Below are 26,445 nucleotides of genomic sequence, written 5' to 3'. Positions count from 1 at the left end.
GTGATTTTTCGATTTATTCTATTTCTTCGATGGTGTATAATTGCGGAATTTCTGCATCCCACCCATAGGTTTCCTTGATGCCTTTTTGCAATGCTTCTGCACTCTCTTTTTCACCGTGTACAATGAAAATACGTTCGGGTTTGTTTTTTATCTTATCCATCCAGTCCATAAGTTCTGCGTGGTCTGCGTGTGCTGAAAGACCTTCAATTTCTGCAACTTCCATATCAAAGGGCACCCATTTTCCATACACTTTAAGTTCCTTATCGCCTTCCAATAATTTTCTGCCTCGCGTACCTTCAGCTTGATAACCCACAAAAAGCAAGGTGTTGTTGGGGTTTTGTGCCTGTGTTTCAAGGTAGTTTAGCATTCTTCCGCCTGTGAGCATTCCGCTTCCTGCAATCACGATTTTCGGTTTATTATCTGTTCGTAATTCCATTGTTTCCCGATAACTGCTTACGACCGTAAAGTGCGAGCACATTTCGTCACATTCGTTATCTTCCAACCTGTGCCAATCTCTTGTGCGATGAAACAATTCTAATACACTTGCTCCCATTGGGCTATCCATTATCATTTGTATTTTTGGTATTTTCTTCTCTTTCAATAATTTCCAAAAAATCAGCATCATCAATTGGGCACGTTCTACTGAAAAACTTGGAACAAATAGGCTGCCACCTCTGTTGATGGTGTCATTGACCAATTTTTCTATCTGTGGAAGTGCTTCTACTTCATCGGGATGAAATCTTCCTCCGTAGGTGGATTCAATAAATAATACATCTGCCTTTTTTGGCTTTAAGGGTGGAAACAGTAATAAATCGTTTGTTCTGCCTATATCGCCAGAAAACACAAAACGTTTCCTGTGTACATCCAACTCAATGTAAGTTGCTCCCAGAATGTGTCCATTATATTGAAATCGAGCCCTTATGCCATCAAACAATGGAATCCATTGTGATTGCGGAATTCCTTTAAAATGAGGGATAGTTTTTTCTACATCCTTTAGGTCGTACAATGGTTCAGCAGGATTATGTTTGGAATAGCCTTCTTTATTGGCACGTTCTGCTTCTTGTTCCTGAATTTTTGCACTATCATTCAAAATGATTTTTGCAATATCCAAAGTGGGGTTGGTACCATAGATGGGACCATTAAAGCCTTGTTTTACCAATCTGGGTAAATAACCTGTGTGGTCCATATGGCCGTGGGTGAGCAAAACAGCATCAATATCAGCAACATTAACAGGTGGGTACTCCCAGTTTTTAAGGCGTAATTCCTTTAGCCCTTGAAAAAGTCCGCAGTCTATGAGTATCTTTTTATCTCCTGTATCCACTAAATATTTTGAGCCGGTTACTGTGCCTGCCGCTCCTAAGAAATGGATGTTTATTTTATTTTTTTTCATTGGTATCTATTTAGGTTGTTGTACATAATTTACTACAAGAGCTGCTCCCCAAATTTGTGACCACCGCAGCAGGAAGGTGTATTTCCTTTATCTTGTTTTGATTTGCTCAATTCCACTATTTCTTTATATAGATTACGAGAATCCTCTTTAATAAAAAGAGCCAATTTCTTTACTGATTTAGGTTCAAAGTGAACCATTTCCAATAATATCTCAAGGGCTTCTTCAAGTAGTTTTGAGTCATCTTCCAATGCCTAGTAAAATGGTTCTAAATCTATGTTGCCCTGTTTTTGCAATTCTTCAGTTTTCATTTGTATTATTTTTAAAAATTAGTAATTATTCATTATTTGAATTAATGGGATCTACATAATTCTCTTGAATCTTCGAGTATCTTATTTTGCCTTAGCTTACTGATACCCATTTGTTCCAAAAAGTCTGGATTTTCGTGTAGCTCCTTGCAGAGTATGATGCCTTGATCCAATAATTTTGTTTTTTCAGCTTTGGTAAGTGTTGTTAAAGCGGTTAAGGGATGTAGCCCCGATTTATCTATTCTGTCCTTGAGACCATTTCCTCTTGGATAATCCCAACTGGTCATAAGCATTCCAACACATTTCCCGTACTGAATGGCATCGGTTGTGAAACGCGTATTGGTGTAAACCCCGCCTTTATGAAGTTTAGCCTCGTGACCTTTTTGGTGTTTCCATTGCTTTTCCACGTCCAAAAACCGTGAATGGATATATAATGGGATTTTTACATTGCAAAACCTGCCTTGGTCACTATGGTATTTACATTCAATCATATAATGTTTATTTCCTTTTTGCGCTATCACATCCACTTCGTGCTGAACGCAATTGCCTTGAACTATGACACCAACCTGTGTTGAAAATCCTTCGTGTGCCAATAGTTTGCCTACTAACTTTTCAAATGGAAAACCGGTTGGACCTAGTTCCATTAAAGCTTTTTTGAGCTTGTACTTTGAGGCACTTACCCTAGATTTTCGTTTTAGCATCTTGAAAGCCAACTGATAGATTTTTTTGGTTGTCATTCCTTCTTCAATCTGCTCTTGTACTTTCCGGGCTACATCCTGAATAATATCCTCATCTGCCCGTGAACGCCGCAGGGAGTTGATGAGTTTGTTTACATCAAAGGCTTCGTACTCACCAGAGTATTTTTTTATTAAGACTGATTTATTCATTGTTACATTTTAATAGTCATTACTGGTAATTCGGAGTGATTGGTTACACCCTCTGCGATGCTTTTAGAGAATAAAGTTAAAAAGCCTGTACGTCCGTGAGTACACATTGCGATTAAATCGGCATTTTTATATCGTAAAAAATTGTTTATCCCTGTTTCTACGTCTTGTTCGTTATATACATTCATTGAGAAGTTATCCAAATCGGGGAATTTTTTCAGGAACTCCTTGATGGGATCCAACCCTTGTTCTATACTGTTAAAATCGGTCTGAGTATTGACCCTCAATAAATGGATATGTGCGCCGCATTTTTCAGCAATCGAAATAACCTGCTTAAATGCATCGCTTACATCTTGAAGAAAATCTGAAACAAAAACGATATCCTTAAAAGGAAAGGATACTTCTTCATCCTTGACTACAACAACTGGTACATCAGCTTTCCTAACAATTTTTTCTACGTTGCTTCCCATTAACTCACGTATACCGCCTCGGGTGCCACTACTTCCCGTAACTATAAAATCGTGATGAAAATGACCCGAATGTTTAAGGATATTTGCCTGACCACCATCAAATTCAAGAAAAGTCCTGCACTCAAGGCCTTGTCGTTCTGCTTTTTTCTCCAGTTCTCTCAAGGAGGCTTTTGCGATGCCTATTTGCTTTACTGTTTCTGGATATCTTTTTTCTTTTTCCTTATCTAGCTCAACCCAGTTTACGGGGGTGTTAATTAAGTGAAAAAAATGAATTTCTGAATTGTAAAGCTTTGCCATTTCAATTCCGAGTTCCTCTGCTTTCTTGCAGTTTTCTGAAAAGTTTGTAGGTACGAGTATGTTTTTCATAATATTTGTTTTTAACTATTAATTAATGCTAATTTCATTTCCAGAAGGTTTTTGTTTTTCAAAACAATCCAGATTATATATGGTTGTTTCTGCAATATTGGTCAATGCGGTTTTGGTTAAAAAAGCTTGATGGCTTGTAATTAGTACATTGTTGAAAGTCATTAAGCGTGCAATCACATCGTCTTGCAAAATGTCATCGGAATGGTCTTCAAAGAACAATCCTTCTTCTTCCTCATAAACATCCAGTCCTAAATACCCTATTTTTTTAGTTTTCAATCCTTCGATAACTGCCTTGGTGTCCACCAACCCACCACGACTTGTATTGATGAGCATTACTCCAGATTTCATTAGTGCTATATGCTCTTTATTTATTAAATGTTTTGTTGAAGCTTTTAATGGCACGTGCAGGCTTATTATATCTGCGTGCTTACAGAGCGTCGCACAATCTGAATAGATTACGCCATATTTATCAATTAGGTCTTTGCTTTCTTCTATATCCTGGGCAAGAATATTGCAGCCGAATCCGTGAAGTATTTTTACGAGTACAGACCCTATTTTTCCTGTTCCAATCACGCCAACGGTTTTCCCATTTAGGTCAAAACCAGTGAGACCGTTTAATGAAAAGTTTTGTTCGCGCACTCTATTGTGGGCTTTAATCAGTCTTCGGTTTAATGCAAGTATCAAAGCCATTGTATGTTCTGCAATGGCATAAGGTGAATAGGCTGGGACACGGGCCACTTTTATATTCAATTCAGCTGCTTTTTCTAAATCGACGTGATTGAAACCTGCCGAACGTAATGCGATAAATTTTATGCCTAGTTTGTGTAAAATATCCAAAACTTCCGAAGAGGCATCGTCACTTGAGAAAAGTGCTATGGCCTTTGAACCTTCTGCCAATAAGGCGGTTTCCTTTGTTAGCCTAAATTCCAGAAAATTCAATTGATGTTTTCCTTTATTAGCGTTTTCAATGGAAGGCTTATCGAATTTATGTGTGCTGTATATTGTTGTTTTCATAATTTATGTTCCAAATAGTTCTAAAAGTTCGTGCAATTCTTTATTGACCTGATGTTGTTTGACCACTTCATTAAAAGGGGTTAAGTGCAATTGATTGTTTAAAATCCCGACCATTACATTCTTTTTACTTTGTAAAAGTGATTTTACGGCTTCCACCCCAAGCCTAATACCCAACATCCTATCTAAAGCAGAAGGATTTCCACCACGCTGTACGTGCCCAAGTTTTGTAATTCGTAAATCGACATTGGGGTTGACTTCCTTTATTTTTGAAGAAACAAGTTCGGCACCTATTTCATCGCCTTCTGAAACCACGACAAGAAAAGCATCTTCGCTATCGTAATTTTTAACCTTATCCAATAGATAAATAAAGTCCTTTCCACTCTCGGGAATTAAAATGGCATCTGCTCCTGTGGTAAGTCCTGAATGAATGGCGATGTAGCCAGAATCCCTGCCCATTACTTCCACAATGAATACCCGATTGTGAGATTCCGCAGTGTCCTTTATTTTATCAATATTCTCAATGGCTGTATTTACTGCGGAATCAAAACCAAGGGTATAATCTGTTCCTGAAATATCATTATCTATAGTACCAGGAATGCCGATAAACGGAATGTCGCATATTTCTGAAAAAGTAAGTAGTCCTTTAAATGTGCCATCGCCACCAATGGCAATCAGGGCATCTATTTTGTTTGCATTTAGGGTTTGCAGGGCTTTTTTTCGACCTTCCAGTTCGAGAAAACGTTTGCTTCGTGCGGTCTTTAGAATTGTGCCACCCTTTTGGGTCAGTTTTTGTAATTCGTGTGATTTAAATTGAACCAAGTCACCGTCTATCAATCCTTCATATCCTTTTCTAAAACCACTAACTTTTATACCAGTTGCTTCAGCCGTTTTTGCAATGGCGTACAAGGCTGAATTCATCCCTGGACTATCACCTCCAGAGGTAAATACACCTATATGTTTTATAGTACTATCCATAGTTATAAAGCTTCTTTTTTAAGAATTTCAATGTTTTTTATACCATACAACCTATTAAAAACCATACAAGCTGTTAAATCTCCTGTGACATTCACTGCAGTTCTGAACATACCCAACAACCTTTCTACGCCAATGATGATGATGATACCTTCAGATGGAATGCCAACACTTACCAAAACCGAGGCGAGTATCACTACACCACCTCCAGGTATGGCTGGTGTGCCAATGGACGCCGCCACAATGGTTACGATTACCACAATGATATTAAGTAGACTCATTTCCAAGCCATAGGCTTGAGCGATAAACAAAGTTGTTATGGTTTGGTAGAGGGCAGTTCCATCCATATTTACTGTAGCACCAATAGGAATGATAAAATTACTGATAGTCTTGTCTACATTCAGTTCTTCTTCTGCGGTTTGCAGCGATAAGGGCATCACTGCTGCAGAACTCGTAGTTGAGAAGGCCAATAATTGGACATCCCGAATTTTCTTTAGAAAATGAAATGGGTTGGATTTTCCTAACAAGGCAACCAAGCATAAATAGAAAATCACCAATAGTAAAAGACCAAGAAGTACGACTCCTACATAGTATGTTAAGCCGGACAAAGAACTTAGTCCAACACTAGAGGTGAGCTGCGCCATAAGACCAAAAACAGCAATAGGTACTAGAAGCATTGACCATTTTACTACCGTCATACAGACTTCCTGTATGGCACTTAAAAGAAGCTTTACTGGGCGCAGTAAAGAGTCCTCAAGCGATAGCACAGCTACACCAATAATGATTGTGAAAATTACGATACTTAACATTTCACCACTTACCATCGATGCCAAAGGATTTTCAGGAAGTAAATTTGATATGGCATCAGGTATATTTTCTAAGCCGAATGACAACCCAGTATTTTCTGAGTTTACAGATGGTAAATCGTTGTGCTCAGTTAGTGCTTGTTGATGCAAAAAACGACCTGGTTTAAAGAGTTGAGAGAAAAGGGTGCCTATAGTTACTGAAACGATTGTAGTGCCCAAAAAATAAAGCAACACGCCACCACCTAATTTCTTAAGGTTATCCTTGTCATTGCTTGCGATACCAGTAATGATAGATGCCACAATTAATGGAATCATAATCATTTGCACAAGCTTTAGAAAAAGCACACCAGGAAGTGCTAGCCAATTACCCACGACATCTGCAGTTTCTTTAGATATCCAGCCATTTTGAGGACTCAAGAGCAAACCCAACCCAACACCTAGAAACAGAGCAATAATTACTTTGAGCCATAGGCGGTTTTCTACCAGTTTTACCAGATAGTCGTTAAGTGATTTAAGTGATTTTATCTCTGTTTCAAACATTTTTTGTTATGCTATGCTGATTTTTGAATCCAAATAAACGCTTTGGACCAGCTTTAATAATTCTACACCTTCACCGAAAGGCTTTTGGAAAGCCTTTCTGCCTAATATTAAACCTGAGCCTCCAGCACGTTTATTTACAACTGCTGTTGTTATGGCTTCGGCTAAATCGGTTTCCCCTTTAGAACCCCCTCCAGAATTAATCAACCCTATTTTGCCCATATAGCAATTGGCGACTTGTAATCGACAAAGGTCAATGGGATGTTCTGTGGTAAGGGTTTTATACATTTCATCATCATATTTTCCAAATCCTATCTCTTTGAAACCAAAATTATTGGTAGGTAATTTTTGTTTGATGATGTCTGCTTGAATAGTAACACCCAAATGGTTTGCCTGCCCAGTTACATCGGCAGCTGCGTGATAATCTTCCTTGTTGGTTTTAAATGCCTCGTTCCGTGTATAGCACCATAAGATGGTGGCCATTCCCAGATTGTGTGCTTCTTCAAAAGCTTCAGCTATTTCTTTTAGCTGTCTGTTGCTTTCTGCTGAACCAAAATAAATCGTAGCTCCTACGGCAATTGCTCCCATATCCCAGGCATTTTTTACCTTACCAAATAATGTTTGGTCATATTTATTTGGATAGGTAAGTAGCTCGTTATGGTTAATCTTGACGATAAAAGGGATTTTATGGGCATATTTTCGGGCGTTTAATCCTAAAACCCCAAAGGTGGAAGCCACACCATTGCAACCAGCTTCCATAGCAAGTTTTATGATGTTCTCTGGGTCAAAATAATCTGGGTTTTTATAGAATGAAAAGGCCGCGCTATGCTCAATACCTTGGTCAACAGGAAGGATACTTAAATAACCAGTTCCTGCCAGATTTCCGTGATTGTATAATTGGGAAAGGCTACGAAGTACCTGTGAATTTCTGTTGCTATTGCCAAACACCTTGTCTATACTATTTGTGCTTGGTGTTTGTAACTCATCTTTTGTTATTTTTTCACAAACGTGTTCTAAATAGAAGTCTGCTTTTTCTCCTAAAAGTTCTACTATATTCTTGTCTGTTTTCATCTTGATAGTATTTAATGGATTCCTAAACTTTCATTTGTTTTGGCTATGGATTTTGTACCATCTGTTTCAATTCCAGTTAATGCCCTAATAGCATCAATTGTTTCCGGGATTACAATAGCTTGGTTATCGACTACATAGGCATAAAAAAGTTCATCTCCCTGTACTTTGAGCATATCTTCCCACAGCGCAACTTCATACATATCGCCCCAAGGTCTTCCCATATCCAGAAACATTTCTTTAATGGTGTTGTTAGAAACCAAGCCTTGGTCATATCGAATTAGTTTAATACGACTTGAAGTTTTGAAAGCATTTAGCACTTCTTCCTTTGTCGCCTGCTTTTTCAATTTCACATTCCAGTAGTGCATATGGCTCAATGTTTCGGGTACTTTTACCGCTGCGGTGATGACATCCAGTTCTGGGTCAACACTTTTAGCATCTGGACCTTGATGGCTTGGGATATCTTTTTCGGGAACCATCGTATTCATAATACCACCTAAATGACTTTCCCAAGGGTCTGTAGCTCTTCTTAAAAGTGTACCTCTGGCATAATCCAATAAATCGGCTCTTTTTAAAGCGGTCAAGGTTCTTAAAATAGACGTAGTATTACAAGAAACTACTCTTGTCGCATTCAAGTTTAGAGCGGATTTGTAATTATTTTCTGCACTAAAGGAATGCCCTGTGGTTTCGTGTTTTTCGCCACCGTGTAGAATAAATTTGATGTTTTGCTCCTTGTAGATAACGACATTCTGAGCGGCAATTTTTTTGGGTGTACAGTCCACTACAAGGTCTGATTTCTTTAAAAGTTCCTGCATATCGCCTTTTACCGAAATCCCTTCAGATTTCATTTTATCAGCAGCATCTTTAGTTGCTGCATAAATATCATACTCCTTTCTTACGGCATTTTGAATGCGCCAGTCGCTAATGATATCGCAAACTCCCGAAAGCTTCATATCGTTTTGTAAGTTGATGGCATCTGCCACCCTTTTTCCAATGACTCCGTATCCTATAACTGCTACATTTTTCATATAAATTGTTTTTAATTAATTATGTTTTTTTGTTTTTGTCACTTGTATTCTTCATTCCCATCGGCATATTACCTTCATCGTCTGTATGTGAAATCATAAAAAGGCGTTCCGCCACAAGTATTAGAACAATCCCAATTGCCGCGACAATAAGAACCAAAGGATCGTTCAGATATTTTATATAAATAAAGGCCGAGAGTACTGCAACATCCAGTATAATGGCAATCACGGGGATAATTGGTTTAAAATCCACTTCTTTTCTAAGATTGCGGAACAGCCCCCAATGGATAGCGATATCCATAATAAGGTAAAAAATAGCCCCAATGGATGCTATCCTTGTCAAATCGAAAAGCACGGTCAGTAAAATGGCGAGGGAAGACGTGAATACTAGTGCTGGATTTTTTAAGCTACCAAGTTTGGTTAAAGAAGGCACCTGTTTCATATTGCTGAGCATTGCCAACAAGCGTGAAGAGGAAAAGATACTGGCAATGACCCCAGAAACCGTGGCAATAATGGCAATGCCAATGGTAATCCAGGAACCCCATTCCCCAAAAACAGGTTTTGCGGCGGCTGCAAGGGCATAATCTTTAGCTTCGATTATTTCAGGAATGCTTAAACCTCCCGCAACAGCTAATGCCAGGGCTACATATATCAGTGTGCAGATAAGTATGGAAAACACGATAGACCTACCAAGATTTTTATGCGGGTTTTTAATATCGCCCCCTTGGTTCGTGATAGTGGTAAAGCCTTTATAAGCAAGGATAGATAACGCCAAAGCGGCCACAAATCCGAAGCCTTGTGGTAATGTCTCAGTATTTTTGGGAATATAGTTTCCCGTAATATCGGCAAAACCTGAAATTGCAAGGCCGGCAATAGCTAAAATTGCTATTCCCACTACCTTTATAATAGCGGTAAATGTCGCGGTGGCACCAATAACCTTATTGCCCAGGATGTTCACTATATAAGCAACAACAATTAGCCCAACACCCAGGGTAGAGGCATAACCTGCATAGGACTCGGGAAATAGTCTCAACGTATATGCTCCAAAAGTGCCCGCCACCAGACTTTCGGAAACTACCATTGATACGTACATCAGCAAAGAATAAAACCCTGTTGTTGTTCCAGGTCCATAGGATTTGTTAAGGAATTTAACCACACCTCCAGACGATGGAAAAGCATTTGAAAACTTGACATAGGAATATGAGCTAAAACCCACCACAACAGCACCTGCAATAAATGCAATGGGAAATAGATCACCCACCAACTCTGCTATTTGCCCCATAAGGACAAATATGCCAGCACCAATCATTACGCCTGTACCAAGAGATATGGAACCTATTAGGGAAAGCTTATTATTTTTATCTGTGGTGTTTTTCATTTCAAAATTATTTTGTTCTGTTTTTAACCGAAGATTTCGGTTTAAAGTTTCTAATAATCAGGCGGTTGCTCTTTTCATAAGTGAAATAACTTACCGCCCAATTAAAACCAACCATCAATCTATTTCTAAATCCACTTATGGACATCAAGTGAACAACGGACCACAGCAACCAGGCGAAATAGCCTGCAAATTTAAATTTGCCCAAATCGGCAACTGCCTTGCGTTTACCTACGGTTGCTAAGGAACCTTTATCTTTATATTTGAAAGGTTTTATGGATTTGTTATTTATGATATTTAATATCGAATCGCCCAGGTATTTACCTTGTTGAATAGCGGTCTGTGCTACTTGTGGATGTCCTTTTGGGGTTTCTTTGGAAATGAGTGCTGCGATATCACCTATGGCAAAAATATTTTCGTAGCCTTCTACTTTTAAATTGGCATTGGTTTTAATACGGTTGCCTCTGACTACATGTTTTCCATCAATACCATTTGGGAATTGTCCTTTTACGCCAGCCGTCCAGATAAGATTTTTAGCCAAAATGGTCTTACCACTTTTGGTAGTGACTTCGTTGCCGTCATAATTGCTTACAGCTTCATTTAATAATACCTTTACATTCAAATCCTCTAAATATTTGAGGGTTTTCGATGATGCCTTGTCTGACATTGTGCCTAACAACTCATCAATGGCTTCTATTAGATAAATATTCATAATGGAAGAAGGGTACTCTGGGTAATCTTTGGGAAGGATGTATTTGCAAAACTCTGCCAAAGCTCCTGCCATTTCTACGCCTGCTGGACCACCACCTACTATTACAAAATTTGTCAGCGTGTCGCGTTCTTTATCATCACAAGTAATAGCTGCCTGTTCCAAATTTTGCAACATCATATGACGGATGTTGAGGGAATCGCGAATATCCTTCATCCCCAAACTATTTTCGGCCACAGAATCCATCCCGAAGAAATTGGTGGTCGTGCCAGTAGCCAACACTAAATAGTCATAAGAAACACTTCCCTTATTGGTCAATATAGTATTTGAATCAGGTTGAATTTCCTCAACTTCAGCCAAACGAAAGAAAACATTTTTATAGCCATTGATTTGTTTTCTGAATGGAAATACAATACTGTCAGGCTCCAGGGCACTCGTTGCCACTTGATATAATAAAGGCTGAAACTGATGGAAGTTATTTTTATCGAGTAAAACCACTTGAACTTCTTTGTGTTTCAGTTTCTCAACCAATGCCAAACCTGCAAATCCTCCACCAACGATAACCACACGAGGTAATTTAGTATCGGGAAGACATATCTCATCTGTTATCTTACAGGTGGATTCCAACGTAATGCTATGTGTTTGCTTTTCTTTCATTTTTTATTTCTATCTCTTGCAATCAGTACTGAACATTTGGCATTTGTGGTTAAATATTGTGATACTGAGCCCAATACTAAGCGAGAAAAAGCACCGTGACCCTGAGAGCCTACTACAATTAAATCTGCACCCCAATTTTCTGCTTTTTCATTAATAGTACTTTTGGGCAGTCCGCTAACAACACTTGTGGTTATGGTAAGTGCCTTGTTTTCGGCCTTGATTTTATCGAAAGCTTCTGAAACGATTTTGTTTCCCAATTTTTGAGCGTTACTTCTAATTTCTTCTATGTAATTTCCTATCTTGCCGCCCATAGTATGCAATCCCAGACCGGTTGTTTTAGGAAGTTCATAAACATTTATAATATGAATTTCACTATTTGAGGATAGGGTCATTTTTATAAGTTCGTGAATGGCTACTTTACTGAAATCTGAACCATCTATGGCCAATAATATTTTCATAATTTGAATGTTTTAGTTGGTTGACATTTCTTTCGATTTTATAAGTTTTCTCCAATACAAGTGTTCATATAATCCAGACCAATACATACCAAAGGTGAAAGCGAACAGTAACTCTTCAATTGGGATTCCCAAAACAAGAATATGGGTCAGGTTGTCTAGATTCCAGTACAGCTCCACATATTGCGGATAAAACGGAAGGATGCTTCCGAAATAAATGAAGTACAGTATGGTAAACAAGATTCCTCCAACCCATATCTTTCCTTTTAAATCTGGGCGACAGTACAATGTTGCTAAACCACCTAAGAACATTGCTATGGTGCCACAATAAATATGGTTTAACGATGTAAATAGTGCTAATATTAAAAATACTATAGCTGGCACAAATAAGCTGTATTTATGTAAACGATGTCTTCTGTGGTTTCGCTCTGTATGATTTATTTGAACGAGGGTTTGTTTAAAAATAAGATTGTATAGTACCACACCGATACCTCCGATTGCAAAAGAAAAAATCAGACTTTCGATATCAAACCTTGTTTTTTCAGCCAAATCAAAAAGCGAAGGTGGCATCCAATATTCTGGTACAAACAAGGGTTCTGTTAAACCAAAGGGCATAGTAATAAGACTCATTTTGAGCATTTCTTTTCTATACCCCTTTTTTGACAAATAGATTATTGCCCAAAGAGCAAGAATTATAAGAGACCATATGAACCAGACATATTGCATAAATTTTATTTTACTCTCTTATTTTTTGACTTTTATTTGCGCATTATAAAAAGCCGCAATACAGGCACCTATTAGCCATCCTAAAATGAATATCTGTACTATTCCCAAACCAGCTTCCCATAGTGGCACATCCATCCTGATAATGCTTGTGGTATCTAAACCGTGCAATAGGCTGTTGAAAAAATCGATAGTGGCTTCTCGACCTGCTGTTGACATAACTATCATACAGCCTAAGTAAATTAGTGCCGCCGTAAGACCGAAAGCAAATCCGAGTTTTTTTACGTTTAATCGATACATAATTTTAAAGTTTTGAGTTAGTTGTCTGATTTTAATATCTTTTTTGATTCCTCAAATTCTTCCTTGGATATTTCGCCTTTTGCAAAGCGGTTTTTAAGAATATCCAGTGGACTGTCTTTTTTTGCTTTTTGATATGGGATATCTGCTGGAATGAAAAATATCCAAGCAAGTAAAACGACCCATATAACCCACCATATTAGGTGCATTCCTCCAAAACTTCCATCGTAGTAGTGCATAATTTTTAGATTTAAATTGTTATTGTTCCATTTCAGTTATTGTATATCCACTAAGGGCATTGAGCTGATTTTGTAACTCATCTACCGAAAGAGCTTCTTTCATTGTGATAAGTGTAGCTCCTTTTGGTGCCAGAAAAATCTCTACTTTTTCGATGTTGGGATGTTCTTCCAAGGTCTTCTTGACTCTTGACACACATCCACCACAACTAATTCCGTTTATTTGATATTTTTGTGTCATTGTGTTTCGATTTTAATGATGTTGATGCCCTTTATGCTTTTCTATTGGCTTCTCTGTTGATTCATTTTGACTATTGTGTTTATGACCACCGTGCCCGTGTGAACCGTGAGGCATAAATAGGTGACAGCCAAACATTAAAATGATGAAAATAAAGAGCGATGTTCCGCTTCCTATACCCAGAGTTGGTGCTAAAAAGATGAACAACAGTGGTAGCCCACAGCCGATGACCATCCATATCCAGTGATTTTTTTTCATTGGTTTTACATTTAGAGGTTAACAATCAGTGATGCTCGGTATGGTCCTCTTTGGCCGGTGTATCCATATTGTCCATCTTATCCATTCCCTTCATATCCATTCCTTTTTCGGCCATCATTTTTTTGCAGGATTTCATGCAGTCTTCACTCATCATCCCGTTTTCATACATCATTTGCATCATTGAGTTCATTGTTTCCGAGCTTTTCATCATTCCGCTCATCATTTCGTGCATCATAGGCTTATTGCCCATCATGTTTTTCATCATCATACCGTCTTCCATCATCATTTGCATTCCTTCGCCCTGCATCATAGCGTCCATCATGTTCTTGTTGCCCTGCATCATTTGCATTGCTTGTGGGTTGTTGTGCATATTTTCCATAAACTCCGTCATATAATCGTCATTCTGGGCAATATCATTGAAGACTTCTGTGCGGGTTTCTGGGTTTTCCAGTACTGCTTGAGGGTTTGTTTCTTGTGTGCAACTGTTCAAACTTACAAGCCCAATCATCGATAAAATAATTGTAAGTGCTTTCATAGGTGTTTGTTTTGAATTAATACTATAAAATTATTGGTTTTGTACTATCTTGTTGTACATAACTTTCGCTATGATCTATATAATTTCATCGTAAAAATTTCGTTTCCAGTCTTCTGCATTTTTATAATCGGTCATACTTACTCCTATAACGTCCTTAAACTGTCTAGACAAATGGTTGACACTGCTGTAGTCCAATAGGTACCCTATATCTGAAAAGGAATGTTGTTTAAGCTGAATGAGCTCTTTAACTTTTTCAATCTTTAATTTGATAAAGTATTTTTCAATAGTGGTTTGTTCCTGGGCAGAAAACAATCTGCTCAATGTTTTGTAATCACGATGAAGACCTGATGACAATAATTCAGATGTTTTTACCTTAATATGTAGCGGTAGCTCTTGCAATTGTTCTATTAGAATAATCTTGATTCTTTCTGTGAGCATTTCTTCTTCTTTTTGTACAATTTCAAAATCATTAGCGTGAAGCACAGTTGTAACAGCTTCGACAATTTCATTGCTGGTTTTTTTTGGTGCTTCTACCAATAATCTTCCTAATTCTAATGAAAGCACAGTAACTCCCAATTCTTGTAGTTCTTGCTTAATAACTTTTAAGCAGCGGCTACAGACCATATTCTTAATCCAAAATTCTTTTGGTTTGTTCATAGTATATAATGTATTGTCAATGAGTTTAGCTCAATGGTCTGATAGGTTTAGCCTAACAGGATTAATATTGTGTAGCGTTGTTGAGAATAGGGTACAACAAATGTTAGCCAGAAGTGAAATATTGGCTATAGAGGCAATGCAGATTAATTTTAACCTGCGAAGTAGAAAATCAAATTAAAAAGGACTCGTTGAGGATTACAAGGTCTGTGGATAGCAAAGGTGGCCTATAAGCCTTAAAAGAAACTGTGTTTTTCTCTAAACCTTCAAAAAGGTTGATATAAGAATAGACGAAGTTGTTTAAGAAAACTAAAGTTTCAATCTCTGAAATTGTATTGGCCTTCTTGAAGGTGTCATCTCCTTCTTTCAAGATGGTCTTATTATCGCAACAGTCTTTCTCTTGTATTGTAGTACATTGCTTGGAATTATTATCTTTTTTCTGTGCAGTCTCCATACAAGATTCTGCTTTACTAAAAAAAGCCAAATCCACCATTTTATTACAGCAAAAGTGCATATTTACCGTAAAGGATGTGGTGGAAAACAGTATAAAAACTGCTAAAAAGAAGGACAGTATTTTAGTGAAAAAAGATTTCACACTATAAAATTAATAAATTTTGATTAACATTAAAGGATTTTGGAAAATAAAATTCAACTGTTCAATTATTTTATTATCAGTTTTTTACAAAAAAACAACAAAATTAATCAGTACAAATATAATTCTAAAAGTTCAACAGAACTATGATTTATATCATATAAAGGAAGCTGCAAAAGAATTTTATTTGCAAATAATATTTAAGCGGTTTCGTGCAAAATAAACATTGATAAATCAAAAAAAAATTGTTAAATAAACAAATTGAGATAAATTTTTTATAAATTTGCAACATTAATGAAAAAAGTTTTTCATAAAATATCATCCGTTTGTTTGGCACTTATCGTGCTGTTGTCAACAGTTTCTTTTACTATTGATAGTCATTACTGTGGCGATACTTTAGTGGATTCTTCTTTATTTGGGCACGTTGAAACTTGCGGAATGGATAAACAACTATCCAGAAATGATTGTCAAAGTGAAGTTCAGGATGATTCCTGCTGTTCAGATAAGCAATTAGTTGTTGAAGGTCAGGACGACCTGAAGATGTCTTTTAACACCTTAAATTTTGAGCAACAAGTCTTTGTTGTCTCTTTTGTACATTCTTATATCAATCTCTTTGAGACTCTTGATTCACACATTGTTCCATTTAGAGATTATACACCTCCTTATCTTGTAAGGAACGTACAAAAACTACACGAAACTTATTTAATTTGATTTTAAACAGTTTCCGATAATTATCGGAAAGATTTGCTCTATGGTTACTTCCATCTTGGGCTTACTTTGTTGTGTTTAATTTTCTGATATTATCAGAAAGTTATTCAATGTATAACTGTTTAATTATCAATAAAGATGCTAAATAAATGCATAAAATTTCTTATAGAAAACAAACTAGTAGCCGTTCTACTACTTGCACTTTTTATTGCTTGGGGAGTCGTAAACGCCCCGTTTGAATGGAATACAGGCTCACTTCCTCGAGACCCTGTTGCCGTAGATGCCATACCAGATATTGGCGAAAACCAACAAATTGTATTTACTAAATGGGATGGTCGTTCCCCTCAAGATATTGAGGATCAAATTACTTATCCTCTAACCACATCGCTTCTTGGTATTCCAGGGGTTAAAACAATACGTAGTTCATCTATGTTCGGGTTTTCGAGCATTTATATCATTTTCGAAGAAGATATTGAATTTTATTGGAGCAGAAGCCGAATACTTGAAAAATTAAACTCATTACCAGCCGGACTTCTACCAGAAGGCGTTAATCCAGCTTTAGGTCCCGATGCCACAGGATTAGGGCAAATATATTGGTACACCCTTGAGGGACGTGATAAAGATGGTAATGTTACAGGTGGATGGGATTTACAAGAATTAAGAAGCATTCAAGACTTCTACGTGAAATATGCGTTGTCATCTGCGAGTGGCGTTTCAGAAGTGGCTTCCATCGGCGGATATGTTTTGGAATATCAAGTGGATGTTAATCCCGAATTAATGCGGCAATACAACATAGGCTTGAGTGAGGTTGTAAAAGCAGTAAAACAAAGCAACAAAGATGTTGGTGCACAAACGCTTGAAATCAACCAAGCTGAATATCTAATCCGGGGTTTAGGATATGTTAAGTCTATTTCAGACCTAGAGAATGCAGTAGTTACTTCAGAAGATTTTACCTCTATACGCTTAAAGGATATTGCCAATGTCTCTCACGGACCTGCAACAAGAAGAGGGCTTTTAGATAAAGAAGGTGCTGAAGTTGTAGGTGGTGTTGTAGTAGCCCGCTACGGCGCTAACCCTATGGCGGTTATTAATAATGTTAAGGAGAAAATAAATGAACTAAGTTCAGGCTTACCTTCTAAAACTCTGAGCGATGGAAGGACATCGCAGTTGACCATTGTTCCTTTTTATGATAGAACCGAACTCATACAGGAAACATTAGGAACACTTGATGAAGCATTGACTCTAGAAATTTTGATAACCATTTTCGTAATTATCATTATGGTATTCAACCTCAGAGCTTCTGTATTGATTTCAGGACTATTACCTGTGGCGGTATTGATGGTTTTTATATCAATGAAGTTGTTTAATGTAGATGCCAATATTGTCGCCTTATCTGGTATTGCCATCGCCATTGGTACAATGGTAGATGTGGGAGTTATTCTATCTGAAAATGTACTGCGTCATATAGATGAAAATGACCAGAACCTACCAATGAATACAGTTGTATATAATGCCACAGCCGAGGTCTCTGGCGCTATTCTAACTGCTGTTATGACCACAATAATAAGTTTTATTCCTGTATTCACTATGATAGGAGCTGAAGGTAAGTTATTTAGACCTTTGGCCTTCACAAAAACAGCGGCACTCACAGCATCTCTTATAGTGGCATTATTTCTTATACCACCTTTTGCAGCCTATTTTTTCAGAAAGCGTAATGTAAAAATTTCTTTTAGATACATTCTCAATATTGCTTTAGTAATAATTGGTCTGTTAGCAGTAATTTTTGGACATACCCTTGGGCTTATACTGGTTGCATATGGTATCGTTGGTTTACTGTCTATTAAAGAAAAAATATCGGCAGATAGAGCTAATATCATCAACATATTTATTTCAGCCTTTGCCATTGTATTCTTGTTGGCGGAATATTGGAGACCATTGGGTGTAGATAGAAGCATTTTCTGGAACTTAATATTTGTAGGCCTGATATGCTTTGGCCTGTTGGGTATATTTACGCTATTTAGGAGCTATTATGTGCGCATATTAAATTGGGCGTTACGCAATAAACTCTTGTTTCTAGCCATACCCACTGCTATTGTCATCTTCGGTGTTATGATAATGCGGAATACGGGTAAGGAATTTATGCCATCACTTAATGAAGGTTCTTTCCTCTTAATGCCAACTTCTATGCCTCACGCTGGGGTTGAGGAGAACAAGCGTGTTTTACAACAATTGGATATGGCCGTTGCTAGCATCCCAGAGATTGAAACGGTGGTTGGTAAATCAGGACGCACAGAATCGGCTTTAGACCCAGCACCGTTGTCAATGTATGAAAATGTAATTCAGTACAAGTCTGAATACATTTTAAATGATAAAAGAGAAAGACAACGATTTAAAGTTAATGAAGATGGTCTCTTTATGTTAAAGGATGGTAGCTTGGTTACAAATCCAAATGTTGAATTGGAAGTAGACGAAGGCAAGTATGATGCCACCTTATTAAAAGACCCTTTTAACATTACTGATAGACAACTTATACCAGACGACGATGGTGAGTATTATAGAAACTGGCGACCAGAAATTGAATCGCCCGATGATATTTGGAAAGAGATTGTAAAGGTAACTAAACTTCCCGGAGTTACTTCAGCACCTAAATTACAACCTATTGAAACCCGATTGGTAATGCTTCAAACGGGTATGCGAGCACCAATGGGTATCAAAGTGAAAGGGCAAGATTTAAATGAGATAGAAGCCTTTGGAGTGCAATTGGAGGATATATTAAAACAAGCCGACGGTGTTAAGGATGAAGCCGTTTTTGCAGACCGAATAGTTGGTAAACCTTACCTTTTATTGGATATCGATAGAGACAAGCTTGCTCGTTATGGTATTTCCATACAGCAGGTACAGCAAGTGATACAAGTGTCTATAGGTGGTATGGTGCTTACACAAACTGTTGAAGGCAGGGAGCGATATGGAATACGCGTACGTTATCCAAGAGAGCTACGTGCAAATCCAAATGATTTAAAAGATATTTATGTTCCGGTAGAAAAGGGCAACCCAGTACCCATAAGTGAATTGGTTACCATTCGTTATGAGCAAGGACCACAAATCATAAAAAGTGAGGATACTTTTTTAGTAGGTTACGTGCTCTTTGATAAGTTGGATGGTTATGCCGAGGTAGATGTGGTAGAAAACGCCCAAGCACTCATACAAGAGAAGATTGATAATGGACAGCTTGTTGTGCCAAAAGGAATTAACTATCAATTTACAGGAACCTATGAGAACCAATTAAGGGCCGAAAAAACACTTGGTGTAGTTGTGCCACTCGCATTGCTAATTATATTTCTCATTCTTTATTTCCAGTTCCGTTCTGTTGCAACATCCCTTATGGTTTTTACAGGTATTGCCGTGGCTTTTGCAGGAGGCTTTCTAATGATTTGGTTTTATGGACAGGATTGGTTTTTGAACTTTAGCTTCTTTGGTGAAAACCTACGAGACCTGTTCCAAATGCACACTATAAACTTGAGTGTTGCCGTTTGGGTTGGGTTTATTGCATTGTTTGGTATTGCTACAGACGACGGAGTGGTAATGGCAACCTACCTCACACAGACCTTTGATAAAAACAAGCCTAAAGACAGAAAAGGAATAAGAGCGTCAGTAATTGAGGCTGGAGAAAAGCGTATCCGTCCTTGTTTGATGACGACGGCAACAACCATTCTTGCCTTGTTACCAGTACTCACTTCAACAGGTAGAGGAAGTGATATAATGATACCAATGGCTATTCCAAGTTTCGGAGGTATGTTAATTGCACTAATAACCTTATTTGTTGTACCGGTATTATTTAGTTTGAAACACGAACTTCAATTAAAAAAAGCTACAAAATGAGAAATATAATTCTATTGGGAATTGTCTTTTTCGCTTTCGCGAAGATTAATGCACAACAATTAGCCTCTTACATTCAGGAAGCTCAAGATAACAATCCCGAGATTCAAGCTTTTGAATTACGCTACAACATAGCAGAAGAAAAAGTTAATGAAGCTAATACCTTGCCAGATACACAAATTAGTGCTGGCTATTTTATAAGTGAACCCGAAACCCGTACAGGAGCGCAACGCGCACGTTTCTCTGTCAAGCAAATGTTACCTTGGTTTGGAACTATTTCGGCAAGGGAAAATTACGCAAGCTCAATAGCGGAAACTCAATATGTAGATATTGTCATTATGAAGCGCAAATTGGCACTTTCAGTTTCTCAATCCTATTATAAACTATATGCTATTAGAGCAAAACAATTGGTTCTTGAGAAAAATATCGACCTTTTAGAAACCTATGAACGTTTAGCATTAACATCGGTAGAAGTTGATAAGGCATCAGCTGTTGATGTACTTCGTCTTCAAATTAGGCAAAATGAACTTGTACAACAAAAAGAAGTTTTAGAGCAGGATTACCTTGCTGAACAAGCCACCTTCAATAATCTATTAAATCGTGATGGGACTATTGCCGTAACCGTGGTTGAGGATATGTTTATTCCAGATGAGGACGCATTAATCTTGACGGAAAATCTTCAGTTAAATCCTGAACTCATTAAATATGATAAGCTTTATGAGTCCGTTGAGCAATCAGAGTTGTTGAATCAAAAACAGAGCTCGCCCAATATAGGTTTTGGGCTAGATTATGTACCAGTTTCTGAGCGTCCTGATATGAATTTTACCGACAACGGAAAGGACATCATAATGCCAATGGTGTCTATCTCAATTCCAATTTTTAACAACAAATACAAATCAGTAACAAAACAGAATCAGTTAAAGCAGTTACAGATACAGTCCCAAAAAGAAGATAGATTAAATAAACTGGAAACCCTATTAGCAGATGCAAAGTACAACCGAGAAAATGCGAGAATAAAATTCAATATTCAATCGGACAATCTAAAACAAGCAAATGATGCTGAAGAAATCTTGATAAAGAATTATGAAACAGGCACTATTGATTTTAACGATGTACTGGATGTTCAAGAGTTGCAGCTCAAATTTCAGTTAAATCAAGTGGAATCGATACAGAAGTATTACACACAATCTGCAATTGTTAATTACCTAATCAACTAACCGGATGGAAAAGAAATTATTTATAAAAAATATGGTGTGTAATCGCTGTATTAAAACAATCCAGAGTGATGTTGAAACATTAGGGATTCACTTAAAGCATATTGAATTGGGTTCTATTATTTACGAAGAGAAATCTATAGATGATTTTGAAAATATAAAAAATGTTTTAGAAAACAATGGTTTCGAAATTTTACTGGCGCAAGACCAGCAATTAGTAGAGCAAGTTAAAATTGAACTTATTAAATTATTACAAAAATTACCACTTCAATTAAATAAAACGCTGTCCAAGCATTTGGAAAGTAAATTAAACCTTGAGTACTCAAAAATCAGTAAAATATTTTCTGTTACGGAGCATATTACCATAGAAAAATACTTTATAAAACTCAAGATAGAAAGAGTGAAAGAGCTGATTCAATTACAAGAGGGTAATTTTACGGAGATAAGTCAGCTGCTTGATTACAGTAATGTAAATCATTTAAGTAGGCTGTTTAAAAGTGAAACTGGTATGAGTCTGACTAATTATAAGAATAATCAAAAAAGTATTAGAAACCCTTTAGATCAAATAAGGTAGATAACAACCATAATTATGACACAAACTTCTCATAATCAATATTAATTTTAAAAAAAGTAATCTTATGAAAAAAATAAGCTATGCATTTATTCTTTTGTTACTGTGTACCTATACAGCATCTGCACAGTCCGTGGAAGGTAATGTCGATAATCTACCCGTTCACGAATACACGTTGACCCTAAAGGAAGAAATGGTTAATAAAGCCGGTAAAGAAGTAAAAGGGATGACCGTCAACGGAGGTATTCCAGGGCCAACGCTCGAATTTACCGAAGGGGAGTACGCAGTAATCTATGTAAAAAATGAAATGAGCGTGGAGACATCCATCCATTGGCACGGCTTGTTGTTGCCCAATTTTTATGATGGGGTACCCTACCTTTCTACACCGCCCATAGAACCCGGTAAAACACTAAAATATGAATTCGCAATAAAGCAAAACGGCACCTATTGGTACCATTCCCATACAATGTTGCAGGAACAGAGCGGTGTTTACGGCTCAATTGTAATACAGCCCAAAGAAAAAACCTTGGAGTATGATAAAGAGCAGGTTTTGGTACTATCTGACTGGACCAACGAAAAACCGCGGGATGTACTTCGGTTTTTAAAGCGAGGTACAGAATGGTACAATATAAGAAAAGGAACAGCTACGCCGCTTAACCAAGTAATTGCAAGGGGCGCATTTGGGGCGCAATTAAATTTTTGGAGACAGCGTATGGAAAGTGCAGATGTGGCAGATGTGTATTACCCAGCGTTCTTAATTAATGGAGAAGAAAAAGTGGAGTACCCCGAGTTTAAACCTGGCGAAAAAGTGCGCCTTCGCATTATAGACGGCTCTGCTTCTACTTCGTTCTGGATGGCCTTTGGCGGCCCTGACCCTTTGCTTGTCTCGGCAGACGGTAAAGATGTAGTACCGGTTAAGCATAACAAGACATTTATAGGGGTCGCTGAAACCTATGATTTTATCGTAACCATACCGGAGAACGGCAAACTGGAATATAAAATTATGGCCCAAGACGGCTCTGGTACCGCAACGGCATACCTAGGCCAAGGACCTATTGTTGCTGCACCCGATGTATCCAAACCTGATAAAATAGGGATGATGCAACAAATGGCCAAAATGAAAATGAAAATGGGTGCACCCGCTTTAAAGTTCCGACCAGGCAAAGATGAGCGTTACGAGATGAAAGAAAAATGGGGAATGCAGATGGAAGGAATGAAAGATATGGATATGGGTACAATGAATATGGACAAGTCCAATATGAAGGGTATGGAAATGAAGAAGCATAAAATGGACGAAATGCAAATGGATATGAAAAAGGATTCAATGCAGATGGACCATTCCAAAATGGCAGGGATGGACACAAAAATGGATACCAAAATGAAAAAGGCCTCTCAAATGGATGATATGAAAATGGACGAAGCAGATGGAATGCAGGGAATGAATATGTTTTCAGAGTATAACTATGACTACTTGAAATCGCCGGAGAAGACCAATTATGACCCAGATGTTCCTGTAACGGATATCCTATTAAACCTTACCGGGAATATGCAGCGCTATATCTGGAGTTTGAATGGGGTTCCTCTATCTGAAGCAGATAAAATAAAAATCAAGGGAGACGAAGTAACTAGGATTACCTTCAATAACCTGACTATGATGCACCACCCAATGCACCTACACGGTCATTTTTTTAGGGTCATTAACGAAAATGGGGAATACTCACCCTTAAAACACACAGTCAATGTTCCACCAATGAAACAAGTTACCATTGAATTTTATGGTGATGAATATGGCGATTGGTTTTTCCATTGTCATATTCTATACCATATGATGGGAGGTATGGCGCGTATTGTAAGTTATGATACCCCTAGGGATCCAAGGTTGAAGGAATATCCCGTATCTAAACTTATTGACGAGACCGACCAGTTCTATTCCTACGGAATGATAGATGCCGCATCACATATGACCACTTTGAACCTTATATCTTCAAATATCCGAAACCAATTCAGTTTGAGGGGCGAATATGGTTGGAACAGGAATATGGAGGTTGAAGCTGCCTACGATAGATACCTCTATGATTATCTAACCGTTTTTGGCGGTGTAAATGTCGAGAACGAAATGGAGGATAGCCTTGAAGAAATAACAACAACAGCTATAGCAGGGATACGATACCTTACGCCCTACTTATTTACGTTGGATGTGAGGATGGATAGTAAGCTACGCCCGCAGATTAGCTTAAGCCGTGCTATTACCATTTTCCCTAGAACTATTGTTTTTGGGATGTACGAGTACCAAGCAGATTTTGGGTGGGTAGATGACCTGCCTCAAGGAGATAATTTCAAAAAAGAGATTACTTGGAGTACGGGTGTTGAATATCTTTTATCCAAAAATTTCTCATTGATGGGAAGTTATGATAACCGTTTTGGTGCAGGTGGAGGATTATCACTAAGATTTTAATGACTAAAAAATAAAACGATGGACTACAATTGGGATTTCTTAACCATTTTCGGTGTTATTATTCTAGGTGTTTTCATCTATGCAGGAGGAAAGAAAATAAAGCGGACTAAAAGTTCAAAGGCTATGGATGTCCTTGATGAAAGGTACGCTAAAGGAGAGATAACCAAAGAGGAGTATGAAGAAATTAAGCAGGCTATAGGCTCAAAGAAATAAAAAAAAGAAGCAATCCAAAAATCTGTTAGACATAGCACTATGTAAAAAAAAATTAAGCTGTGTAAACAGGTATAACAATAAATTAAAATCAAATATTAACTATTAAAATCGAAATTAAAATGAAAAAATTAAAAATGACCGTCGGTATTTTAGTAATGACCTTAACCCTTACGGCTATATCCTGTAAGGACGGAAAAAAAGATGAACCAGCTGCACCTATGAGCAATGAGATGTACCAAGAGTCTATGGATGACAAAGATGATATGGCAATGAGTGACAACCAAGACGCAAAAGCAGAAGCAATCCTGAAAGATTATTTCAACTTGAAAGATGCACTTGTAGGCGATGACAATGATAAGGCAAAAGAATTGGGAGCAACGCTTGCAAGTACTTTTGGAAATTTTGATGCATCCAGCTATTCAGATAGTGAGCAACAGGAACTCAAGGATATTATGGAAGATGCCACAGAACACGCAGAACATATTTCAGAAAGTGATATAGCACACCAGCGAGAACATTTTAAAATCATAAGTAAGGATGTAACAGATATGGTTGCTATAACCGGTACAGAAAACACCTTGTATCAACTATTCTGCCCAATGTATGATGGAGGTAGTAATTGGTTAAGTATGAGCAAGGACGTTAAGAATCCTTATTATGGAAGTAAAATGTTGACCTGTGGTGAAATGCAAAAGGAAATCAATTAAATGAAAATTGTAAAAATCATAGCAATAATAGCACTGGTAGGGTTTGTGGGGATTCAATTTATTCCCACGGAACGCAATCAAAGTTATACGGTTCCCGAAACTGATTTTATGTTGGTACATAATGTTCCTGAAACTATTCAGAAAAAATTACAGGTATCCTGCTATGATTGTCACAGTAACAATACGCAATATCCTTGGTATAATAAGATTCAACCCGCTGCTTGGTTTTTGGAAGACCACATTAAAGAAGGCAAGGCCGAACTTAATTTTAACGAATGGGATTCGCTTTCAAGCCGAAGAAAATCAAGTAAACTTCGATCAATTATCAAACAGATAGAAAGCGGAGAAATGCCTTTGGATTCTTACACTTTGATACATAAAGATGCTAAGTTTTCTGAAGCGGAGGCAGAAGAATTAATCAATTTTATCACACAATTAAAAGATAGTTTATAAACAATAATTTAAAAATAATAAAAATGAAAAATTTAAAAATGAGTATAGCAGTAATGCTATTGTTAGCAGTTTCTTTTACCAACGCCCAGGAAAAAGAAAAAATGAACCACAAGCACGGTGAAATGGAAATGGATCATAGTAAAATGAAAATGGACAAAATGAATCCAGCGGCAGAAACGGTTCTTGCCGATTATTTTATGTTGAAAGATGCTTTGGTAGGCGATGACACCAAGAAAGCGGCACAATCAGGTTCTAAATTGGTAGCCTCTCTTAAAAAATTCGATAAGAGTAGTTACTCAAAAGAACAACAAAAAGAGCTGGCCGATATCATAGAAGATGCTACCGAGCACGCAGAACATATTTCTGAAAGTGCGATAGACCACCAACGCGAGCACTTTAAAACGTTAAGTAAGGATATTACTGATATGGTAGCTATTACGGGTACAAAAAGCACGTTATATGAACAATTTTGCCCAATGTACGATAAAGGAAGTGCTTGGTTAAGTACAAGTAATGAAGTAAAAAACCCCTACTATGGCAGCAAAATGCTTAAATGTGGGAAAGTTCAAAAGACAATTCAATAGATAATCTATCTCAAGCAATCTACCTATCGTGATGGTTTATTAGTTAACAGAGGATAGAAGATACTAGGTTGTCAGGATAGTTAAAAAGTCCTGTCGTG

At 37.5% G+C, this 26,445-nt stretch carries 28 protein-coding genes; 9 read left to right on the top strand and 19 right to left on the bottom strand.

The window, feature by feature from the left end; translation table 11 throughout:
- Positions 1–13 precede the first annotated feature (13 nt).
- The 19 genes from AC13DP_RS02075 to AC13DP_RS01985 form a co-directional block, all read right to left on the bottom strand.
- Entirely contained in the window at positions 14–1,390 is a 1,377-nt protein-coding gene (locus tag AC13DP_RS02075) for an MBL fold metallo-hydrolase RNA specificity domain-containing protein (protein WP_150314250.1), read from the bottom strand.
- A gap of 32 nt (positions 1,391–1,422) precedes the next feature.
- Positions 1,423–1,638, bottom strand: a complete 216-nt coding sequence (locus tag AC13DP_RS02070; protein ID WP_223825836.1) for a hypothetical protein — start codon at positions 1,636–1,638, stop codon at positions 1,423–1,425.
- Between the two features lie 101 nt (positions 1,639–1,739).
- Positions 1,740–2,582 carry an ATP cone domain-containing protein gene (locus tag AC13DP_RS02065; protein ID WP_013072812.1) on the bottom strand — a complete coding sequence of 281 codons (843 nt, stop codon included), beginning with the start codon at positions 2,580–2,582 and terminating at the stop codon, positions 1,740–1,742.
- Positions 2,583–2,584: 2 nt separating this feature from the next.
- Complete coding sequence (locus AC13DP_RS02060; RefSeq protein WP_027884447.1) at positions 2,585–3,415, bottom strand: universal stress protein; 831 nt, start codon at positions 3,413–3,415, stop codon at positions 2,585–2,587.
- Positions 3,416–3,433: 18 nt separating this feature from the next.
- Positions 3,434–4,429, bottom strand: a complete 996-nt coding sequence (locus tag AC13DP_RS02055) for a 2-hydroxyacid dehydrogenase (protein WP_008616405.1) — start codon at positions 4,427–4,429, stop codon at positions 3,434–3,436.
- A 3-nt stretch (positions 4,430–4,432) separates the two neighbouring features.
- Positions 4,433–5,404, bottom strand: a complete 972-nt coding sequence (locus AC13DP_RS02050) for an ATP-dependent 6-phosphofructokinase (RefSeq protein WP_072316401.1) — start codon at positions 5,402–5,404, stop codon at positions 4,433–4,435.
- A 2-nt stretch (positions 5,405–5,406) separates the two neighbouring features.
- Positions 5,407–6,747, bottom strand: coding sequence for a dicarboxylate/amino acid:cation symporter (locus AC13DP_RS02045; protein WP_483067222.1), 1,341 nt, complete (start codon positions 6,745–6,747; stop codon positions 5,407–5,409).
- A gap of 6 nt (positions 6,748–6,753) precedes the next feature.
- Entirely contained in the window at positions 6,754–7,815 is a 1,062-nt protein-coding gene (locus AC13DP_RS02040; protein ID WP_483067221.1) for a class I fructose-bisphosphate aldolase, read from the bottom strand.
- Positions 7,816–7,826: 11 nt separating this feature from the next.
- Positions 7,827–8,840 carry a type II glyceraldehyde-3-phosphate dehydrogenase gene (locus tag AC13DP_RS02035; RefSeq protein WP_127844254.1) on the bottom strand — a complete coding sequence of 338 codons (1,014 nt, stop codon included), beginning with the start codon at positions 8,838–8,840 and terminating at the stop codon, positions 7,827–7,829.
- A gap of 19 nt (positions 8,841–8,859) precedes the next feature.
- A complete protein-coding gene (locus AC13DP_RS02030) occupies positions 8,860–10,215 on the bottom strand; it encodes an APC family permease (protein WP_483067220.1) in 1,356 nt (451 codons plus the stop codon).
- A 7-nt stretch (positions 10,216–10,222) separates the two neighbouring features.
- Positions 10,223–11,578, bottom strand: a complete 1,356-nt coding sequence (locus tag AC13DP_RS02025) for an NAD(P)/FAD-dependent oxidoreductase (protein ID WP_127844252.1) — start codon at positions 11,576–11,578, stop codon at positions 10,223–10,225.
- Positions 11,575–12,036, bottom strand: a complete 462-nt coding sequence (locus AC13DP_RS02020) for a universal stress protein (RefSeq protein WP_127844251.1) — start codon at positions 12,034–12,036, stop codon at positions 11,575–11,577. Before AC13DP_RS02020 ends, AC13DP_RS02025 begins: the two co-directional genes overlap by 4 nt.
- A 12-nt stretch (positions 12,037–12,048) precedes the next feature.
- Positions 12,049–12,759: a lycopene cyclase domain-containing protein gene (locus tag AC13DP_RS02015; protein WP_483067219.1), complete on the bottom strand. Its 711-nt coding sequence runs from the start codon at positions 12,757–12,759 to the stop codon at positions 12,049–12,051.
- Between the two features lie 18 nt (positions 12,760–12,777).
- Complete coding sequence (locus AC13DP_RS02010; protein ID WP_041579015.1) at positions 12,778–13,056, bottom strand: DUF5676 family membrane protein; 279 nt, start codon at positions 13,054–13,056, stop codon at positions 12,778–12,780.
- Positions 13,057–13,073: 17 nt separating this feature from the next.
- Positions 13,074–13,292, bottom strand: a complete 219-nt coding sequence (locus AC13DP_RS02005; RefSeq protein ID WP_013072801.1) for an SHOCT domain-containing protein — start codon at positions 13,290–13,292, stop codon at positions 13,074–13,076.
- Between the two features lie 19 nt (positions 13,293–13,311).
- Positions 13,312–13,530, bottom strand: coding sequence for a heavy-metal-associated domain-containing protein (locus AC13DP_RS02000; protein ID WP_013072800.1), 219 nt, complete (start codon positions 13,528–13,530; stop codon positions 13,312–13,314).
- A gap of 280 nt (positions 13,531–13,810) precedes the next feature.
- The gene (locus tag AC13DP_RS01995; protein WP_013072798.1) at positions 13,811–14,320 is read right to left on the bottom strand and encodes a hypothetical protein; all 510 of its coding nucleotides are present in this window, start codon (positions 14,318–14,320) and stop codon (positions 13,811–13,813) included.
- Between the two features lie 75 nt (positions 14,321–14,395).
- Positions 14,396–14,977 carry a helix-turn-helix domain-containing protein gene (locus tag AC13DP_RS01990; RefSeq protein ID WP_013072797.1) on the bottom strand — a complete coding sequence of 194 codons (582 nt, stop codon included), beginning with the start codon at positions 14,975–14,977 and terminating at the stop codon, positions 14,396–14,398.
- A gap of 169 nt (positions 14,978–15,146) precedes the next feature.
- Positions 15,147–15,569: an HYC_CC_PP family protein gene (locus AC13DP_RS01985; RefSeq protein WP_040459986.1), complete on the bottom strand. Its 423-nt coding sequence runs from the start codon at positions 15,567–15,569 to the stop codon at positions 15,147–15,149.
- Between the two features lie 291 nt (positions 15,570–15,860).
- On the opposite strand from AC13DP_RS01985, the gene AC13DP_RS01980 reads away from it, so the two are divergent.
- The 9 genes from AC13DP_RS01980 (at position 15,861) to AC13DP_RS01940 (ending at position 26,347) form a co-directional block, all read left to right on the top strand.
- Positions 15,861–16,277, top strand: a complete 417-nt coding sequence (locus tag AC13DP_RS01980) for an HYC_CC_PP family protein (protein ID WP_013072794.1) — start codon at positions 15,861–15,863, stop codon at positions 16,275–16,277.
- A gap of 135 nt (positions 16,278–16,412) precedes the next feature.
- Entirely contained in the window at positions 16,413–20,153 is a 3,741-nt protein-coding gene (locus AC13DP_RS01975) for an efflux RND transporter permease subunit (protein ID WP_013072793.1), read from the top strand.
- A complete protein-coding gene (locus AC13DP_RS01970) occupies positions 20,150–21,367 on the top strand; it encodes a TolC family protein (RefSeq protein WP_483067218.1) in 1,218 nt (405 codons plus the stop codon). Before AC13DP_RS01975 ends, AC13DP_RS01970 begins: the two co-directional genes overlap by 4 nt.
- 4 nt (positions 21,368–21,371) lie before the next feature.
- Complete coding sequence (locus tag AC13DP_RS01965; protein ID WP_008610774.1) at positions 21,372–21,938, top strand: helix-turn-helix domain-containing protein; 567 nt, start codon at positions 21,372–21,374, stop codon at positions 21,936–21,938.
- 64 nt (positions 21,939–22,002) lie between these two features.
- The gene (locus AC13DP_RS01960) at positions 22,003–24,390 is read left to right on the top strand and encodes a multicopper oxidase domain-containing protein (protein ID WP_031427478.1); all 2,388 of its coding nucleotides are present in this window, start codon (positions 22,003–22,005) and stop codon (positions 24,388–24,390) included.
- An 18-nt stretch (positions 24,391–24,408) separates the two neighbouring features.
- Positions 24,409–24,603 (top strand): SHOCT domain-containing protein, encoded by a 195-nt coding sequence (locus AC13DP_RS01955; protein WP_013073634.1) that lies wholly within the window; start codon positions 24,409–24,411, stop codon positions 24,601–24,603.
- 119 nt (positions 24,604–24,722) lie between these two features.
- On the top strand, positions 24,723–25,310 hold the full coding sequence (locus tag AC13DP_RS01950) for a DUF3347 domain-containing protein (protein WP_013073633.1): 588 nt from the start codon (positions 24,723–24,725) through the stop codon (positions 25,308–25,310).
- The gene (locus AC13DP_RS01945) at positions 25,311–25,763 is read left to right on the top strand and encodes a heme-binding domain-containing protein (RefSeq protein ID WP_483067217.1); all 453 of its coding nucleotides are present in this window, start codon (positions 25,311–25,313) and stop codon (positions 25,761–25,763) included.
- A 23-nt stretch (positions 25,764–25,786) separates the two neighbouring features.
- Positions 25,787–26,347 (top strand): DUF3347 domain-containing protein, encoded by a 561-nt coding sequence (locus tag AC13DP_RS01940; RefSeq protein WP_008610779.1) that lies wholly within the window; start codon positions 25,787–25,789, stop codon positions 26,345–26,347.
- Positions 26,348–26,445: the final 98 nt, after the last annotated feature.

Source organism: Zunongwangia sp. L-65 (assembly GCF_056859415.1).
Note: the sequence above shows the minus strand (reverse complement) of the source record. Positions and strands in the feature narration are given on the sequence as shown.